The following is a 17782-nucleotide window of genomic DNA, read 5'->3' as shown; positions in this document are numbered from 1 at the left end:
TTAAAAGTTATATAAAAAATCTTTTTAGTTTACTGATTCAGTTTCCTCTACAGATTCTTCTTTTTGAGTATTTGGTAATTCTCCTTTGAACAAGAACGAAATAATTTCTTTATTCACTGTATCCAACATTCTTTGGAAGATATGGAAAGATTCTTGTTTGTAAACAACCAACGGATCTTTTTGCTCGTAAACCGCATTTTGAGACGTTTTACGTAAGTCATCAACATCACGTAAGTGCTCTTTCCAGTTATCATCAATCAAACTTAAAACAACAGATTTCTCGAAATCTTTGATTAAAGTTTTACCTTGAGATTCGTATGCTTCTTTCAAATCACAAACAACTGTCATTTGACGAATTCCGTCTGTAAATGGCACTTGAATACGAGAGAACATATGTCCTTGATTTTCGAAAACATTAGAAATTACAGGGAAAGCTGTTTCTGCAACATATTTCATACGTGCTTTGTAATCTTCAATTGCTGCGTCGTATGTAATATTTGTTAAATCTTTGATTGATTTAGATCTAAATTCATCTTCTGTAACAGGAGTTCCCATTGTAAAGAATTTAATTAAATCTAATTCATATTGACCAAAATCTTCGAAATCTTTGTTAGATTTTACAACAGAAGCTGCAACATCATAAATCATGTTTGCAATATCAACTTCCAAGCGATCTCCGAATAATGCATTGTGACGACGTTTGTAAATTACTTCACGTTGTTTGTTCATTACATCATCATACTCTAACAAACGTTTACGAATACCGAAGTTGTTTTCCTCCACTTTTTTCTGCGCACGCTCGATAGATTTTGTAATCATAGAATGTTCAATCACATCTCCATCTTTATGTCCCATACGGTCCATTAATTTTGCAATTCTTTCTGAACCGAATAAACGCATTAATGAATCTTCTAATGAAACGAAAAATTGAGATGATCCTGGATCTCCTTGACGACCAGCACGACCACGTAACTGACGGTCTACACGACGAGAATCGTGACGCTCTGTACCAATAATTGCTAAACCTCCAGATTCTTTTACCTCTTGGATTAATTTAATATCGGTACCACGACCAGCCATATTCGTTGCAATAGTTACAGCTCCTGGTTTACCAGCTTCTGTTACAATATCGGCCTCGCTTTTGTGTAATTTCGCATTTAAAACATTGTGATTAATTCCACGTAATTTTAAAGCTTTTGATAATAATTCAGAAATCTCAACATTGGTTGTACCAACTAAAACTGGACGTTTGTCATCTTGAGATAAACGAACAATTTCCTCGATTACTGCTTTATATTTTTCACGATTTGTTTTGAAGACAATATCATTTTTGTCGTTACGTAAAATTGGGCGGTTTGTTGGAATAGAAACAACATCTAATTTGTAAATTTCCCAGAACTCACCTGCCTCAGTTTCCGCTGTACCAGTCATACCTCCTAACTTGTTGTACATACGGAAGTAGTTTTGTAATGTAATTGTTGCAAACGTTTGTGTAGCTGCTTCAATTTTTACATTCTCTTTTGCTTCAATTGCTTGGTGCAATCCATCAGAATAACGACGACCATCCATAATACGACCTGTCGATTCGTCAACGATTTTTACTTCACCTTCCACCACAACATACTCGATATCTTTTTCGAATAATGTATATGCTTTTAACAATTGGCTTAATGTATGAATACGCTCAGATTTGATTGAGAAGTCACGGAAAAATTCTTCTTTCATTTGAAGAATTTCTTCTTTCGTTTTTCCTGAATTTTCAATCGCTCCAATATTTGTCGAAACATCTGGTAAAATGAAGAAATTTTCATCTTCCATTCCTTTAGACAAATACTCAATTCCTTTATCTGTTAAATCTGATTGATTTTGTTTCTCATCAATAACAAAGTATAAATGCTCGTCAACTTTTGGCATTTCACGGTTATTATCCTGAATAAAATGCGCTTCTGTTTTTTGTAATTGAGCACGAATACCATCTTGAGATAAGAATTTGATTAATGGTTTGTATTTTGGTAAACCACGGTAAACTTGGTATAATTTGAAACCACCTTCTTTTAAATCTCCTTGTTTGAATAATGTTTTTGCTTCGTTCAATGTTTTTCCTAACATCTCACGTTGCATTTGATATAAACGATCAATTTTTGGTCTTAATACATCAAATTCGTGACGATCTCCTTGTGGAACTGGACCAGAAATAATCAATGGTGTACGAGCATCATCAATTAAAACTGAATCGACCTCATCGACAATCGCAAAATTTAATTCACGTTGTACCAAAGCATCAGGCGTGTTTGCCATATTGTCACGTAAATAATCGAAACCAAATTCGTTATTTGTTCCATAAACAATATCAGATGCATACGCATCACGACGACCTGGAGAGTTTGGTTGGTGATTATCGATACAATCTACTGATAAACCATGGAAAGAGAAAATTGGACGCATCCACGCCATATCTCGTTTTGCCAAATAATCATTCACCGTTACTAAGTGAACTCCACGACCAGTTAATGCATTTAAGTAAATAGGTAAAGTTGCAACCAACGTTTTACCTTCCCCTGTTTGCATCTCCGCAATACGACCTAAGTGTAAAGCCGTACCACCAATAAACTGAACATCGTAATGAGACATATCCCATGTTACTTGACGACCAGCTGCATCCCAAGAGTTTTTCCAGATTGCAGTGTTATCATCTTTAAGAGAAACGAAATCGTGTCCACGATTTACCAAAACTTTATCAAACTCAGAAGCTGTCACTTCTAACGATTCGTTTTCAGTAAAACGTTTTCCTGTTTCGCGCATTACTGCGAAAGCTTCTGGTAAGATTTCTAATAAAATCTTCTCCTCTATTTCGTAAGCTTCTTTATTGATTTTGTCGATTTTAGCATATAAATCTTCTTTTACACCAAAATCTTCTGTTTCTTCAACTTGTTTTTTTAACTCTTCAATTTGAGTTTTAAGATCTTTTGTAGCTTCAACTAATTGAGCTTTAAATCCATCTGTTTTTCCTCTTAATTCATCAATTGTTAATGAACTAAGCTTTTGACCAGCTTCATTCGCTAAGTCAACATATTTTCGTAATTCTTTTACATCTTTGGCATTCTTATCACCTAAGAAACCTTGTAAAATTTTGTTTAAAATATTCATATTTTTCTGCGTTCTTCGTCAAAATTAGCCACAATATATTTGAGACTAATTAAGATGCAAATATACGTTAACTATGTTAGTTATAGATTATAGAATCGAAAAAAGCCCCAATTTGGGCTTTTTTATTTTTAATATTCGTCCTCGTTCCAAAGGAAATCGTCGTCCGTTGGATAGTCAGCCCAAATTTCTTCAATGCTTTCGTAAGAATCTCCTTCATCCTCAATTGATTGTAAGTTTTCTACAACTTCCAAAGGTGCACCAGTNNGACAACAGCTTTAATTTTATCTTCATATCTGTAAGACTTAGCTTCATCTAAATGGATTAAAACTAGGGAATAAAAAAACTCGGGAGCTAATCGGTATACACCATACTGAGGTGTCTCCGAAAAGAGGGGGATGTTTTCAATAAAAAACGCCTTTATTAAAAAGGCGTTTTTTATTTTTTAGTATTCATCTTCATTGAAGAAGAAATCGTCTTTTGTTGGATAGTCGGGCCAAATTTCTTCGATATTTTCATATGGCTCACCATCGTCCTCAAGAGATTGTAAGTTTTCAATCACCTCAACAGGTGCACCCGAACGAATAGCGTAATCGATTAATTCATCTTTTGTTGCTGGCCAAGGTGCATCACTTAAATAAGATGCTAATTCTAAAGTCCAATACATAGCTTATATTTTTTATTATTAGTAGAGACAATTAAACTCTAATTTATTTTCTAAAATTTGATTTTTTGCAAATCAAATAATCTGCCAAAGTCAAACTGTCAGTATTTATGTTAAAATTAAATTTTTTCGTTCTCTATATTTATTTAATTTTATGCCTAAATATAACGAAAATGGACACGAATATAACAAAATTATTTGCAATAAAATACCCAATTATTCAAGGTGGTATGATTTGGAATAGTGGTTGGCGATTAGCGTCAGCTGTAAGTAATGCTGGAGGACTAGGTTTAATAGGTGCTGGAAGCATGTATCCTGATGTTTTACGCGAGCATATAAAGAAATGTAAAGCTGCTACAAATCATCCTTTTGGCGTTAATGTTCCAATGCTTTATCCGAATATTGAAGAAATTATGCAGATTATTGTGGAGGAAGATGTAAAAGTTGTTTTTACTTCTGCTGGAAATCCAAAAACGTGGACAGAAACTTTAAAAAAAGAAGGAATAACTGTTGCGCATGTTGTCAGTAGTGCCAAATTTGCACAAAAATCACAAGATGCAGGTGTCGATGCTGTCGTGGCAGAAGGTTTTGAAGCTGGTGGACATAATGGCAGAGAAGAAACGACTACACTTTGTCTTATTCCGAATGTGAAACGTCAAATCAATATTCCGTTAATTGCTGCTGGAGGAATTGGAACAGGTTCTCAAATTTTGGCAGCATTTGCGTTAGGTGCAGATGGAGTACAAATTGGTTCTCGTTTTGCTGCAACGCAAGAATCGTCTGCGAATCAAGCTTTCAAAGATGTGATTGTAAATGCACAAGAAGGCGATACGCAACTTACATTGAAAGAATTAGCGCCTGTTCGATTGATTAAAAATGATTTTTATAATCAAGTTCAAGAAAAATATCAACAAGGTACAACCGCAGAAGAATTGAAAGAGCTTTTAGGTAGAGGTCGTTCTAAGAAAGGAATGTTTGAAGGTGATTTGGTGAATGGAGAATTAGAAATTGGTCAAGTTTCGTCATTAATCGATTCTATTCCGACAGTTGCAGAAGTTTTTGACGATTTATTAGTAGATTATCAAACTGCAAAAGATAAATTAATTCGATTATAATCATCACAATTTTATATTTTTACAAGGATGCAAAAGCATCCTTTTTTAATTAGCATAAATGATGAAACAACTTTTAAATATTGTATTTTTCTCTTTTTCGATTATTAGTTTTGGTCAACAATCTGATCAAGAAAAGTCAGAAAATGGAGCAACCATAAAATGGCAGAAATATGAAATTAACAACAATAAATGGGGCGAACACAAAATAAAAAAAGGTGTATATTCACAAACAATTTTCACAACCGACACAGCGGCTGGTTGGAAATGGCAAACACCTGGCAAGAAATATGGCGTGGTGGGTTATCCTGAAATTTGGTTTGGAGAAAGTGCTTGGTTTAATTTAGCTGACATCAAAACTGATAATTATTTCAAGAATATAAATGAGGTAAAAACTTTTGAAGTTGAGTATAAAACGAAGTTAAAAGTTAATGACAAAAAATATAATTTAGCTTTTGATTTTTGGTTACACAATTCGCCAAAAGTCGCTCTACAAACCATCGGAATTGAAGTGATGATTTGCGAAGATTATAATAAATTCAAGCCATTTGGTAAAAAAGTTGGAAATATTTTTACAACATTTGGACAATATGATATTTACAGAGGTCATATCATCAAAAAAGATTTGAATACAAGCTGGGATTATATTGCTTTTGTGCGAAAAGAAAAACGAACTTCGGGAAAAGTAAATGTGATGGAGTTTATAAATGAGATGAATAAACGAGATTATATTGGACAAAACATCTATTTATCTTCGTTTGAATTCGGAACTGAAATTTTAAATTCTACTGGAAATATTTTGGTTGAACAATATGAATTAAAAATAGAATAAAAAAAGCTGTCAAAATTTTTGACAGCTTTTCGTTTTATAATCTTCCTTGTTCTTTTAATTTCCAATAACGCATTAGTCCATTAACAGACATCCAGGATGGATTGGCGTATTCATACACTTGAATTTGATCTTCTGTCAAACCTAAATCTTTATAGTTTTTTGTGACATGATCAACAAAAACTGGGACAATTTCTTCGGTCGGAATTTGATCATCATACATTGGTTTGATATAATTTGACCAATCATTCAACGATTTTTCTAATTGATCAAAATGATTTTCTAAATCTTCGTGATAACCATAATGCGTCGGATAAATTCCTTTTGCATTAATTTTTCTCAATTTAGCAATCGATTCTTTCCACAATTCGATATTAATATCTGGCGGCGGACAAGGTGGCACAACAGGTCCGTTTTCTATCTTCACTCCTGCTACATCACCTGTAAAAATAACATCATCTAACACATAAGCATTGTGATGAACAGCATGTCCAGGCGTATAAACAGTCTGAAAAACCGCATCACCAAACTCCACACTTTGTCCATCTGCCAAACCAACCAAATATTCTTCGTCAATTGGTTTCATTTCTCCCCACAAACGATCCATATCATCACCATAAATCATTTTTGCAGATTCCCACAATTTCTCAGGATTTTTCAGATGTGGTAAACCAATCGGATTTAAGAAAATTGTTGCGCCATGTTCTGTAAATTTCCATGCAGCACCAGCATGATCAAAATGAATATGTGTAATTAATATGTTTTCGATATCGATTACTCGCCAACCTAACGCTTCAATACCAGCTTTCAAATTCTCAAAAGTTGAATATGGTCCTGGATCAACCAAAATTGGTCCTTGTTCTGTTTCGATTAAATAAGTTGCGATTGCTTCGTTTTCATTCTGAAAATTAAGATCGATTGTATGTATTTTTGGCATGTTATAATATTTCTTCTATGGTATAATTGATTCCGTTAAATTCTAATTTATCTCCAGCTCGTTTTCCTACTAAAGCATCAAAAATAGGCGCTTGTGTACTAATTCCAACAAACTTTTTATTTTCCCATTCAAAATCTTTGAAAGATAAACCAATTACAAAATTCACTTTATCTGTAAACACAACATTTCCTTCTGTAATTTCGTCAATCAATTCAGGTTTTAACGCTTTGAAATTTTCTAAATCTTCGGTTGCTTGATTGATACGAATTCGTAAACTTCTCGCCGCATCTGTCGATTGACTTTGTTGTGCAAAATCATCTAACTCTAAGCTTGATTCTTCGTCCAAATCTGCACCTTCTGCATAAATTTGTTCAGATTCTTTTAACGCATCAATTTCATTTTGTTTCAATTGAATTAAATGTTGAATAACATCTTTTCTAATATGTTTTTTATTCATTTTTGTAGTTTTATGTTAGTATAAACTTACAAAAAATAAAAAACTCCTAAAAGTATTTTTAGGAGTTTTATCGTTTAATTAAGATATTCGGTAATGTAATCTTCTAATTCAAATTTTGTCATGACTTGATCATGGAAAACCTTTTTCTCGCCTTTATTATAAATGATTGTTACAGGAATATTTCCTGCCCATTTCGGATCAAATGACGGAATCCATTCATTCATTCGTTTTGTATCATCCAACAAAACAACTTCTGCATTTATCTTATTGTCAAGCATAAACTTCTTCACTTTATCGATAATTTTTGGTCGATCCAACGAAACCAACAACATCTTGAAATTTGGATTGTCTTTATATTTTTCATTAATTTCCATAAACGCCGGAATCTCCTCTACACAAGGCGCACACCATGTTGCCCAAAAATTAACCACCACAACTTGATCTTTATAATTTGCTATTTTTTCGTGCAAAGCTTCGTATTTTACCGTTTCTACAGATTGTGCATTTACAGTAGAAAAAGCCAAAATTCCCATTAAACCAAGGAAACAAAATAGTTTCATATTTATTTTTTAAAAATATTTATTCAAATGTAATAGAACAAGAATCAATCCAAGCTATTTTTCTCGAAATTTTGTTGAATAGAATATTAAACCGATTTTTGTAAAAAAATAATCAATTTGTTTTCAAAAGAAGATGCTTATCGCATAAAAAAGGATTTTTGGATTTCGTATGGAACGTATATGAAATTGCAAATGAATGCCGAAGGAACGCGTATTAATTGGATAAATTACAAAACGGATGTAAAAGGTGTTTATTTTAGAACGGATGTTGAGCGTAAGTTTGCAGAGGTTTCTATTGAAATTTCGCATCCAGATCCGTCCGTCCAACTGATGATTTATGAACAGTTTGAGGAATATGAAAATGTTTTAGAAAGTTATCTTGGCGAAAAATGGATTTGGACAAAAGAAGATTATGACGAAGATGGAAAAATGATTTCGACAATAAAAATGCGTTTAGAAAACATTAGTATTTTTAGAGAGACTGATTGGCCGCAAATTATTCCGTTTCTAAAAGATCGAATGATTAATTTGGACGAATTTTGGTGCGATCACAAAGATAGTTTTGAGATTTTTAAAGAATTATAAAGCAAAAGAAGCTCAATATTGAGCTTCTTTTTTATTTCAATTTAAGCAATCTCGCAGGTGAAATTCTCGATTTCTAATAATTCATTCGTTTCTTCCAAAACTTCGTTTCGTTGTTCATTGGATAAGTTTAATGAATCTAAAAACTTATTATTTTGTTGTAAATCTTTCACCAAAATACATTCTTTCGACAAAAGAACTTTTTCTTGCTCTGGTGTCAAAGTCGTTAAACATGTAATTGGATACAAAGCCGCATTATCAACCAAATATTTGATACTATTTGTTTCAGGATAATCCCAAGAAATCAATCCAATTCCATAATAATTTGCAAAATCTATACTATCCGTCGTTAAATACGCATTCGTTACCAAGAAACCTTTTGTTGGTTTCATATCTCGTCCAAAAAAATGATACGTATGGCTTTCTACATCTTTCATTCGTGATAAAAAATACATAGGCGTTGTCACCGAAATTTTGGCATCTTCGTCATTTCTAAATTTACATTCACAGAAAAGCAATTGATCTCCTTTAGAAGCCACCACATCAATTTCGTGCGTCACCGCATTTCCTTGTACAATTTCCGAATGCAACGATTGATATCCTGCTGCTTGCATCACTCTTCCAATCCATTTTTCGAAATAATATCCTTCTGGTCCCAAATCTCTCAAAGCTCGTTTTAGGCTATAACGCGCCGCATACGAATTTCTATAATTTTTAAGATGAGCAAAAGCTATACGATACAATTCTCTGGTCGGAATTCCGTCGTAAAGATCTTTCGAAACTAATTCGAAAACTTCTTCAACTTCCTCTTTTTTTGCACCAGATTTCGTTAACGAACGTTTTAAAGCTTTTGGATCATATGGGATTAACTCGCCCGAGTTTTTCTTTACTAACATATTTTAAGGTTGAATTTTATTCTTAACGAATTTAAATAATTCTGATTAAAATACCTTAAAAGTTTAAATTCTAAATAAAGGTTATCTTTGCAAAAGTTTTAAAATCAATACATGAAATTAGATACATTTTTACAAGAAAGAAGTGGTAACCAATGCGAATTGACGGGAGTTACAGAAAATTTGGCTATTTATGAAGTGAATCCTGATGCGAGTAGTAATCCTGATCGAAATGTCTACATTACACAAAAATGTATTAACCAAATTGAAAAGAAAGAGGAATTAGATACTTCATTTTGGGAATCATTTTTACTTTCTTCTATGTGGAGCGAAGTTCCTGCCGTACAAGTGCTTTCTTGGCGAATGCTAAATCGTTTTAGAAACGAATCTTGGGCTGCTGATGCTTTGGATATGATGTATTTGGATGACGAAAACATGGAGTGGGCAAAAGCTTCTGGAGATCATGAAGGTGACGGAAGTGTTAATTTGCACAAGGATAGCAACGGAAATATTTTGGTGAATGGAGATACCGTAACATTGATTAAAGATTTGGATGTAAAAGGTTCTTCTATCAATGCAAAAATTGGAACTGCTGTACGAAATATTCGTTTGGTTCATGATAATACCGAACAAATTGAAGGAAAAGTTGACGGACAATTAATCGTTATTTTAACGAAGTTCGTGAAAAAACAAGCATAAAAAATCCACTCAGTTGAGTGGATTTTTTATTTTTATCTAATTCTTTTATAGGTTTCAACTCCTTTAGCAGTCTCTATTTTCAATACATTATTATGGATATTAAACTTTCCTTTAAGAATAATTTCAGGGTTTTTGTTTCCTTCTTGAATTACTTTTAAATAAATTGAATCTTTTTCAAAATCATACATTCCTGAATTAATTGGTTTAAATGTAGAATTATTCACTTTTTGAAATGTATTAGCAGATTCAAAATAAATTCTTTCATTATTTTCTACATTTTCCCAAGCTCCAAAAAATTGATTTTGACTTAAAAATTTATCTTTTAACGTTATAATCAAAACAAAGAATCCTATGAAAACAAGAGGTATATAAATAAATTTCAGTTTACTTATTTTATTGATTTTAGCAGTTCTTTGCTCCTCAAATAAAGGAGGCGTTTTAAGAATAATATTTAATTAATTCTTTATAATCAGAGAAAAAAACGAATATTGCCAATATGGTTAAAACTACAGCCATTCCTTTTGCTCCATCAATATCATAAGCAAAATCCATCAGCAAAATATTAACCATAAACGTTAAGAAAATGATGATACCAATTCTTGTTGTTTGTCTAAAAAATAGAAGCAAAGAACTGATAATTTGCGTTGAGGCAAAGATTAAACCATACCAATATGAATAACCATAATAAAACCACTTAAGTTCAAACCCTGAAAGATTTCAATTGGCTTGTCATAAACACATGGTTGCGATATAAATTGAGTTTCAAAAATTTTTGCAAAAGCGTAAGAAATAATCATGGTTGCTAAAAAAATAGCGACAAAATGTATAAGTAAAATAATGAATCTTTTTCCAATTGATCATATAACAATAATTTATTGGCTAAACTATTTTAATAAAAAGATTCAAAATTGTAAGAATGTAAACTAATCAAAAAATTTCAAAAGTGTGTCCTTTTCTAAATCAACTTCTTTAAAAAATTGATTCGGTTTTAGTTTTGTGATTGATTTGAAATCTTTGATAAAATGTGATTGATCGTAATAATCATTTGATGACAATTCAGTTAAATTTTTACTATCTTTTTTATTGAGTAAAGAATTTCTGAATCGATATACTTTTCTATATTCTGAAGGAGATTTTCCTAAATGTTTCTTGAAAATTCGATTCAAATATTGCCTTGAAATTGAATATTTAGTTGAAATATCTTCGATTTTAATTTCATTTTCAACATCTCTAATTATATTTTCCATAAAAGATAAATCAACTTCTATCAACTTTGAAATCAAATATTTTTCTAATTCAATTGCCTTTTCATTCATCGTTAAATCAAATAATTTGGCAGAAAACTCTGTTATATCTTCAAACAAATTATAATCAATTAATGTCTTTTTACTTTCTGAATTAAAATTAGTTACATCAAAATGAAATAATCCTAATGGTTTAAAACAAATCGTAATTTCATCGAACAAATTCGTATAAAAAAATTCTCATCGGCTTCGAATAACTCAAAACCAAAGAACCAATAATTGTATTATCGTTAGAAGAACTAAGAAAAATATTCTCTTTTTCCTCTTTCACAATGGTATTTTTATTGATTGTATAAAAAAAATTATTGTTCGGAAATGTCTCATATTCTACACTTCCAGATTGTTTATCCTCTTGTATAAAATAATACCCATCTACATATTTCTGCAAAATTTTATTTTTCGGCTTGTAGTATTCAATATTCATAATAGAAAGTCCGTAATCTCTTTAAATGTAAAGGTAATTTGAAACATTAAAAAAATCCTTAAAACTCATTTAAAGGATTTTTTGTATATCTAAAATTGAATTTACTTTTCTATTTCTTTCAAGTTTTCCATTTTCTTTGTTGCTAAGAAACCTTTGATATCTTCAAAATGTTCTTTAACACGTTTGTTTCCAAATTCGAAAACTTTCTCTGCCAATCCATCTAAGAAATCACGATCGTGGGAAACTAAAATTACCGTTCCTTCATATTCTTTCAACGCATCTTTGATAATATCTTTTGTTTTCATATCCAAATGATTTGTTGGCTCATCTAAAATCAAGACATTATAAGGCTCTAACAATAATTTTACCATTGCCAAGCGTGTTTTTTCTCCACCAGAAAGCACTTTTACTTTCTTGTCGATATCATCACCTTTGAACATAAATGCGCCTAAAATACTTTTGATTTGCGTTCTGATATCACCTTCAGCAATTCGGTCTACCGTTTCAAAAATAGTTAAATCTTCATCTAATAAAGCAGCTTGATTTTGAGCAAAATATCCGATTTGCGCATTATGACCAATTTCTAATTTCCCTTCAAAATCAATTTCATTCATGATAGCTTTAATCATTGTCGATTTACCTTCACCATTTTTTCCAACCAAAGCCACTTTTTGACCACGTTCAATCACCATATTTGCATCTTTAAACACAATATGATCACCATACGTTTTATCTAAATTTTCAACCACAACAGGATATTGTCCAGAACGTGCAGCTGCTGGAAATTTCAATTTCAAAGCTGAAGTATCAACCTCATCAACTTCGATAATATCTAGCTTTTCTAACATACGAACGCGCGATTGAACTTGTTCAGTTTTAGAAAAAGTTCCACGAAAACGTTCGATAAATAATTTATTTTCAGCTATGAATTTTTGTTGCTCATCATAAGCTTTTTGTTGATGAATTCTACGATCTTGACGCAACACTAAATAGTCAGAATATTTTGCTTTGTAATCATAAATTCGTCCCATTGTCACTTCAATAGTGCGATTTGTAATATTATCGACAAACGTGCGGTCATGTGAAATCACCATAACAGCTTTAGCTTGATTTTTCAAGAAATCCTCTAACCATTGAATTGATTCGATATCCAAGTGGTTTGTTGGCTCATCTAATAAAATCAAATCTGGTTTACGCAAAAGAATTTTTGCCAATTCGATTCGCATACGCCAGCCTCCCGAAAACTCAGAAGTTGATCGATCCAAATCTTCTTGCGCAAATCCCATTCCTTTCAAAACCTTTTCCACTTCGGCTTCGTAATTCACTTCTTCTATCGAATAAAATTTCTCACTAACTTCCGAAACGCGCTCGATTAACTTCATATAATCATCACTTTCATAATCAGTTCGTACAGTTAATTGCTCATTTAATTCATCAATTTCATTTTTCATTGATAAATATTCAGCAAAAGCTTTTGACGTTTCTTCGCGAACAGAACAATTATCTTCGGTTAACAAATGTTGTGGCAAATAAGCAATTACCGCATCTTTTGGCGCTGAAATATTTCCCAAAGAAGGTCTATTGATTCCTGCAACAATCTTAAGTAAAGTAGATTTTCCTGCACCATTTTTACCCATTAAGGCAATTTTGTCATTTTCGTTTATCACAAAACTAACTCCACTAAACAACGTTGAAGAACCGAATTGAACGGCAATATCATTAACTGTAATCATAAATTTTATCGAATAATTGCAGCAAAGATAATCGAATGAGAAAGATTAATTATTATCAATAGGATTTAGAATCGTATTATTTTACCACTGAATCGATTAAATTGTATATTTATCTAAATATTAATACTCATTATGAATAAATTTTACATTTTAATTATAAGTTTAATCTCTGTAAGCAATGTTATTGCACAAGAAAAAAAATCGGATTTTGATAAATTTAAAGCAAATGCTGTTAAAAATAGTTGCGAATGTTTTCATAAAATAAAACAAAATCAATTATATAATCGAAAAGAGCTTTATGACAAAATCAAATCTTGTATTGATGAAGAAGTCCTAGCTTTTCAGATGATTGATAAATTAAGTGCTATTTCAGTTGAAACAAACGGTAAAAAGAAAAAGGATAAAAAAGAAATCAAAATTAATATTGATACAAATGAAAAAAGTGGAGAATATCTAAAATATTACAGAGCAATCGAGTCAGATTTATTCGATAATTGCGATAATTTTAGAGATATTATTGCTTCAAGTGAAATTGGATTAGAAAATGAAATCCCTTCTGAAAATAGAAAAGCTTTGGATTATTATTCTGAAGGTTTGAAAGCTGTAAAGGAAAGTAATTGGAAATCTGCAGCAGACTTTTTTGCAAATGCGGTTAAAGAAGATCCGAAGTTTTATTATGCGTGGGATAATCTTGGGGTAAATTTGAGAAGATTGGAACGATATGATGAGGCAATAGAAGCTTATCAAAAATCTTTGCAAATCAATCCTTATGGCGCTATGCCATTACAAAATATTGCAGTGGCTTATATACATCAAAAAAATTATACTGCGGCAATAGAAGCCTATGAAAAGTTTGCAGATATTTATCCTAACAATCCTGAAACTTTTTACGGTTTAGGTCATTTGTATATCGTTGATCTTAAAGAATATGAAAAAGGTTTAGATTACATGTGTAAAGCCTATAATAAATACATTGAAAATAACTCTCCATACAGATCTGATGCAGAAACGGTAATTTCGGTTGCATATCAAGCGATGAAAAAGAATAATCAAGAAGAAAAATTTATGGAAATTTTGAAAAAAAATAATATTCACATTGGAGAATAATAAAAAAAGCTCGAGATTATCTCGAGCTTTTATATGTTGTAAAGAATTTCTTAAACTGTTAAATCTTCACCAACTTCTAATAAAATCAATTGAATATGACGCGAAAAGAAAATAGATTTCGCTTCTGCTTTATCAATTTTAATTGGTGGAAATGTATCGTAATGATAACCCAAAACCTTAGTTGCTTGCACATATTCTGCAGCAATAGAAGCACTTTTTGCACCCATCGTAAAGTTATCTCCGATTGGTAAAATTGCTAAATCAAGTTGTCCAATTGTATCTGGAATCAACTTCATTTCGTATGTCAAAGCTGTATCACCAGCGATATAAACACGCTTTCCTTCACTTTCGATAATGTAGCCATTCGGATCTCCTCCATACGTTCCATCAGCAAATGAACTCGAATGAAATGCAATCGTCGATTGAATCGAACCAAAGTCAAAACTAAATTTACCGCCCGTATTCATTCCGTGTGCTTTCAAACCTCTTTCCGAATAATAAGAAGCAATTTCTGCATTCGAAATAATCAAAGCGCCTGTTCGTTTTGCCAATTCTTCCACATCATACACATGATCTTGATGCGCATGCGTAATGACAATATAATCCGCTTTTAAACTTTTGAAATCGATGTTTTTTGCTAATTCATTTGGTGTAATAAATGGATCAACAACAATGTGTTTGCCGTTTGCTTCAATCGCAAGCGAGGCATGTCCTAAGTATTGAATTTTCATTATATATTTTTTTGTGATTAACGAATTAAAGTATCAATAAAATCGAAACCGATTAAGCTATATCCTAATAATACAGCGAAAAATAAAGCTAACATTGCTACTTGTTTCAAGAATGGATCGAAATCTTTTGGGTCTTTTACTGCGAAAATTTGACGACGAATGGCGTTCGCAAAAAAGATTAAAATTAAAAATACAAAACCAGATAATTTACCTTGTTTAAGTGGTGACATCGTTACATATAATGCGCTTAATGCAAAAGGAATCGTCATTAAAGCCATTTGGTAATATTTACTTTTTTGAAATCCTAATTTTGATGCAACCGTAATTTTATTGTTTTTGACATCATTTTTCACATCGCGCATATTGTTCAAATTTAACACTGCTACACTCCAACATCCCATCGAAGCTGCAGGTAATAAAATTTGCCATTGAAAAACTTTAGAATATAAAAATTCTCCACCCGCAACAGCTAAAATTCCAAAGAATAAGAACACAAAAACATCTCCTAAACCAATATATCCGTATGGTTTTTTTCCCATTGTATAAGCCATTGCTGCAAAAATAGACGCAACACCCAAGCCAAGAAAAATGTAAATGTATTTCATATCATTTGGATAAAAAGATACATACAACAATGCAGCAACACAAGCTAAAGAAATCGCAACCATAATTCCGATGGCAACTTTCATTTGGTTTTGTGTAATCAATCCAGATGCTACAGCACGCTGTTCTCCTACTCTATTTGCGTCTGTTCCTTTTACCGCATCGCCATAATCGTTTGCGAAATTTGATAAAATTTGGAAAGCCAAAGTTGTTAAAAGTGATAAGAAAAATATATCATTTCGAAAGATTCCTTCTGATTTTGCAATAAATCCAGCCAATAATAATCCACTCAAAGAAAGTGGTAATGTGCGAAGCCTTGCTGCTAATATCCATTTTTTCATACTGAACAAAGATAATGAAGATTTTACTTTTTTTATCATCGAAAATTGAAGTAATATTGCATAGAATTTATCTATTTCAACTACTAAAATGCCTCGTAAAAAGAAAACACAACAATCTATTTTTAATACATTAAAAAAAATCAAACTTTCGACTTATGTAATTAGTTTGCTGATTTTGTGCGTTGTTTATTTTGCGTATCGTTATCGCCATGGTATTCATTACTATTTTTCGGTTGTAGAAAAATCGCTGAAAGGCGAAAAATTGGTTGATGATAAAGTTACAAAATTTGACATTCGAAATATTGAGGTGATGGATAAATATTATCTCAAAACTTTTGGTGTTGATGTTTCGCATTATCAAGGAAAAATTGATTGGACGAAAATGCATACGATTTACAATTTGTATCCTATAAATTTTGCTTTTATCCGTTCTACAATGGGAACTTCGTCTATTGATGAGACTTTTGAGGATAATTGGGAAGGTGCAAAAGAAAATAATATTTTGCGTGGTGCTTATCATTTTTATCGTCCAGACGAAAATTCGACTTTACAAGCGCAGAATTTTATTGCAAAAGTAAAATTAGAAAATGGCGATTTGCCTCCAGTTTTGGATATTGAAACCTTACCGAGAACACAATCTATGGTTCGTTTGGTGGAAGGAATTAAGAATTGGTGCAAAATTGTTGAAGAGCATTACGATATCAAACCGATTATTTATACGTCGGACAAATATTTCGAAGATTATTTGCAAGATCATTTTGATGGTTATATTATTTGGATTGCCAATTACAATTTTTGGGTGCAAGAAATGAAAGGTCATTGGGATTTTTGGCAATTTACCGAAAAAGCAACCATAGATGGCGTAAAACGTTATAAAGTTGATGTGAATATCTACAACGGAACCATTGATGATTTGGAAGGATTGACGCTTTAATTCTTTGGATAAAATTTCTTATAATCCTCGTGATAAGCACTATCCCAATTTATTTTAGAAAAATCTTCGGAAGTATTATTGAATTTCGCATCGGCTACCAAACGTTCGCGCGTTGAAAGTGGACGAAAAACATATCTAAAATCTGTATTGATCAAATATTTTCTTAATTTTTGGAGCTCTTTACTTTTAATTGAATCTTTATTTATTCCTATAATAATAGATTTTGGAATTCTTTTATCTTTTTCAGTTTTCTGTTCTATTCTTTTAATAAAATCAATTATTGTATCCGATTTTATTAGAATTAGATCTTTCTTTTTAACTTTAAATTCTTCATAAATTTCTTTATTCCTTTCAGCTTGAAAAGAAGGAGTTCCACAAAAATCATCATAAGGAAACTCATTATTATAATAGTAGATTAAAGTATCATTATAAAATATAAATTGATCTTCGGCAAAATCAAAAGAAGGTTCTGGTATTAAAGAATCTTTACTATAATAATCATTTAAAGCTTTGTTATACTTTCTATAAGAAAACGAAGAATCTGCATTCATTCCCATTGCTAAAATCTTTTGATTAATCGAATCTTGATGCAATTTATCTCGTTCTTCTTGCGATAATTCTCGCTTACAACTCAACAAACCAAATCCTAAAAGTAAAAAGTAAACAATAGATTTCATTGATAATTATTTTCTTAAAGATAACAAAAAAGCGAATCGTTTGATTCGCTT

Annotated in this window: 21 protein-coding genes; 6 read left to right on the top strand and 15 right to left on the bottom strand. The window is 31.6% G+C overall.

Going from position 1 to position 17782, the window contains the following annotated elements; translation table 11 throughout:
• Positions 1-24 precede the first annotated feature (24 nt).
• From secA to B4H69_RS08360, 3 genes are all read right to left on the bottom strand, one after another.
• Positions 25-3147, bottom strand: coding sequence for a preprotein translocase subunit SecA (secA, locus tag B4H69_RS08370; RefSeq protein ID WP_291093482.1), 3123 nt, complete (start codon positions 3145-3147; stop codon positions 25-27).
• A 128-nt stretch (positions 3148-3275) separates the two neighbouring features.
• On the bottom strand, positions 3276-3398 hold the full coding sequence (locus B4H69_RS08365; protein ID WP_291093480.1) for a hypothetical protein: 123 nt from the start codon (positions 3396-3398) through the stop codon (positions 3276-3278).
• Between the two features lie 191 nt (positions 3399-3589).
• Positions 3590-3811, bottom strand: a complete 222-nt coding sequence (locus B4H69_RS08360) for a DUF2795 domain-containing protein (RefSeq protein WP_291093478.1) — start codon at positions 3809-3811, stop codon at positions 3590-3592.
• A gap of 170 nt (positions 3812-3981) precedes the next feature.
• Between B4H69_RS08360 and B4H69_RS08355 the strand changes: the two genes are divergently transcribed.
• Together B4H69_RS08355 and B4H69_RS08350 are read left to right on the top strand one after the other, a co-directional pair.
• The gene (locus B4H69_RS08355; protein ID WP_180904779.1) at positions 3982-4923 is read left to right on the top strand and encodes an NAD(P)H-dependent flavin oxidoreductase; all 942 of its coding nucleotides are present in this window, start codon (positions 3982-3984) and stop codon (positions 4921-4923) included.
• Positions 4924-4984: 61 nt separating this feature from the next.
• Positions 4985-5752 (top strand): GH12 family glycosyl hydrolase domain-containing protein, encoded by a 768-nt coding sequence (locus B4H69_RS08350; protein ID WP_180904780.1) that lies wholly within the window; start codon positions 4985-4987, stop codon positions 5750-5752.
• 34 nt (positions 5753-5786) lie between these two features.
• On the opposite strand, the gene B4H69_RS08345 is transcribed toward B4H69_RS08350, so the two are convergent.
• The 3 genes from B4H69_RS08345 to B4H69_RS08335 form a co-directional block, all read right to left on the bottom strand.
• Positions 5787-6686 (bottom strand): MBL fold metallo-hydrolase, encoded by a 900-nt coding sequence (locus B4H69_RS08345; protein WP_280045372.1) that lies wholly within the window; start codon positions 6684-6686, stop codon positions 5787-5789.
• Position 6687: 1 nt separating this feature from the next.
• Positions 6688-7143, bottom strand: coding sequence for a hypothetical protein (locus tag B4H69_RS08340; protein WP_280045371.1), 456 nt, complete (start codon positions 7141-7143; stop codon positions 6688-6690).
• Between the two features lie 74 nt (positions 7144-7217).
• On the bottom strand, positions 7218-7703 hold the full coding sequence (locus tag B4H69_RS08335; protein ID WP_280045370.1) for a TlpA family protein disulfide reductase: 486 nt from the start codon (positions 7701-7703) through the stop codon (positions 7218-7220).
• Between the two features lie 117 nt (positions 7704-7820).
• On the opposite strand from B4H69_RS08335, the gene B4H69_RS08330 reads away from it, so the two are divergent.
• Complete coding sequence (locus B4H69_RS08330) at positions 7821-8288, top strand: DUF4268 domain-containing protein (RefSeq protein WP_052217563.1); 468 nt, start codon at positions 7821-7823, stop codon at positions 8286-8288.
• A gap of 41 nt (positions 8289-8329) precedes the next feature.
• Here the strand turns inward: B4H69_RS08330 and B4H69_RS08325 are convergent, their stop codons facing one another.
• Positions 8330-9181: an ATP cone domain-containing protein gene (locus B4H69_RS08325; RefSeq protein WP_280045369.1), complete on the bottom strand. Its 852-nt coding sequence runs from the start codon at positions 9179-9181 to the stop codon at positions 8330-8332.
• A gap of 111 nt (positions 9182-9292) precedes the next feature.
• Here B4H69_RS08325 and B4H69_RS08320 point away from each other — a divergent pair, with 111 nt between their 5' ends.
• Complete coding sequence (locus B4H69_RS08320) at positions 9293-9877, top strand: PhnA domain-containing protein (RefSeq protein WP_280045368.1); 585 nt, start codon at positions 9293-9295, stop codon at positions 9875-9877.
• A gap of 32 nt (positions 9878-9909) precedes the next feature.
• On the opposite strand, the gene B4H69_RS08315 is transcribed toward B4H69_RS08320, so the two are convergent.
• From B4H69_RS08315 to B4H69_RS08295, 5 genes are all read right to left on the bottom strand, one after another.
• The gene (locus tag B4H69_RS08315) at positions 9910-10215 is read right to left on the bottom strand and encodes a hypothetical protein (protein ID WP_280045367.1); all 306 of its coding nucleotides are present in this window, start codon (positions 10213-10215) and stop codon (positions 9910-9912) included.
• A gap of 100 nt (positions 10216-10315) precedes the next feature.
• Entirely contained in the window at positions 10316-10504 is a 189-nt protein-coding gene (locus tag B4H69_RS08310; RefSeq protein WP_280045366.1) for a hypothetical protein, read from the bottom strand.
• Positions 10505-10800: 296 nt separating this feature from the next.
• Positions 10801-11343, bottom strand: a complete 543-nt coding sequence (locus B4H69_RS08305; RefSeq protein ID WP_291093475.1) for a helix-turn-helix domain-containing protein — start codon at positions 11341-11343, stop codon at positions 10801-10803.
• On the bottom strand, positions 11333-11569 hold the full coding sequence (locus B4H69_RS08300; RefSeq protein WP_291093473.1) for a hypothetical protein: 237 nt from the start codon (positions 11567-11569) through the stop codon (positions 11333-11335). The genes B4H69_RS08305 and B4H69_RS08300 overlap by 11 nt, the downstream gene beginning before the upstream one ends.
• 137 nt (positions 11570-11706) lie before the next feature.
• A complete protein-coding gene (locus tag B4H69_RS08295) occupies positions 11707-13338 on the bottom strand; it encodes an ABC-F family ATP-binding cassette domain-containing protein (RefSeq protein WP_291093471.1) in 1632 nt (543 codons plus the stop codon).
• Between the two features lie 132 nt (positions 13339-13470).
• Here B4H69_RS08295 and B4H69_RS08290 point away from each other — a divergent pair, with 132 nt between their 5' ends.
• On the top strand, positions 13471-14445 hold the full coding sequence (locus tag B4H69_RS08290) for a tetratricopeptide repeat protein (RefSeq protein WP_180904785.1): 975 nt from the start codon (positions 13471-13473) through the stop codon (positions 14443-14445).
• A 50-nt stretch (positions 14446-14495) separates the two neighbouring features.
• Here B4H69_RS08290 and B4H69_RS08285 read toward each other — a convergent pair whose 3' ends face one another.
• Positions 14496-15176: a metal-dependent hydrolase gene (locus B4H69_RS08285; protein WP_180904786.1), complete on the bottom strand. Its 681-nt coding sequence runs from the start codon at positions 15174-15176 to the stop codon at positions 14496-14498.
• A 17-nt stretch (positions 15177-15193) separates the two neighbouring features.
• Positions 15194-16120, bottom strand: a complete 927-nt coding sequence (menA, locus tag B4H69_RS08280) for a 1,4-dihydroxy-2-naphthoate octaprenyltransferase (protein ID WP_180904787.1) — start codon at positions 16118-16120, stop codon at positions 15194-15196.
• Positions 16121-16208: 88 nt separating this feature from the next.
• Here menA and B4H69_RS08275 point away from each other — a divergent pair, with 88 nt between their 5' ends.
• Positions 16209-17054: a glycoside hydrolase family 25 protein gene (locus B4H69_RS08275; protein ID WP_180904788.1), complete on the top strand. Its 846-nt coding sequence runs from the start codon at positions 16209-16211 to the stop codon at positions 17052-17054.
• Here B4H69_RS08275 and B4H69_RS08270 read toward each other — a convergent pair.
• Positions 17051-17731 carry a hypothetical protein gene (locus B4H69_RS08270; protein ID WP_180904789.1) on the bottom strand — a complete coding sequence of 227 codons (681 nt, stop codon included), beginning with the start codon at positions 17729-17731 and terminating at the stop codon, positions 17051-17053. The genes B4H69_RS08275 and B4H69_RS08270 overlap by 4 nt on opposite strands.
• Between the last annotated feature and the right edge of the window lie 51 nt (positions 17732-17782).

It is taken from the genome of Empedobacter sp. UBA6745, assembly GCF_002453775.1.
In the GTDB taxonomy this organism is placed as follows: Bacteria; Bacteroidota; Bacteroidia; order Flavobacteriales; family Weeksellaceae; genus Empedobacter; species Empedobacter falsenii_C.
This window is presented reverse-complemented; position numbering and strand designations above follow the sequence as displayed.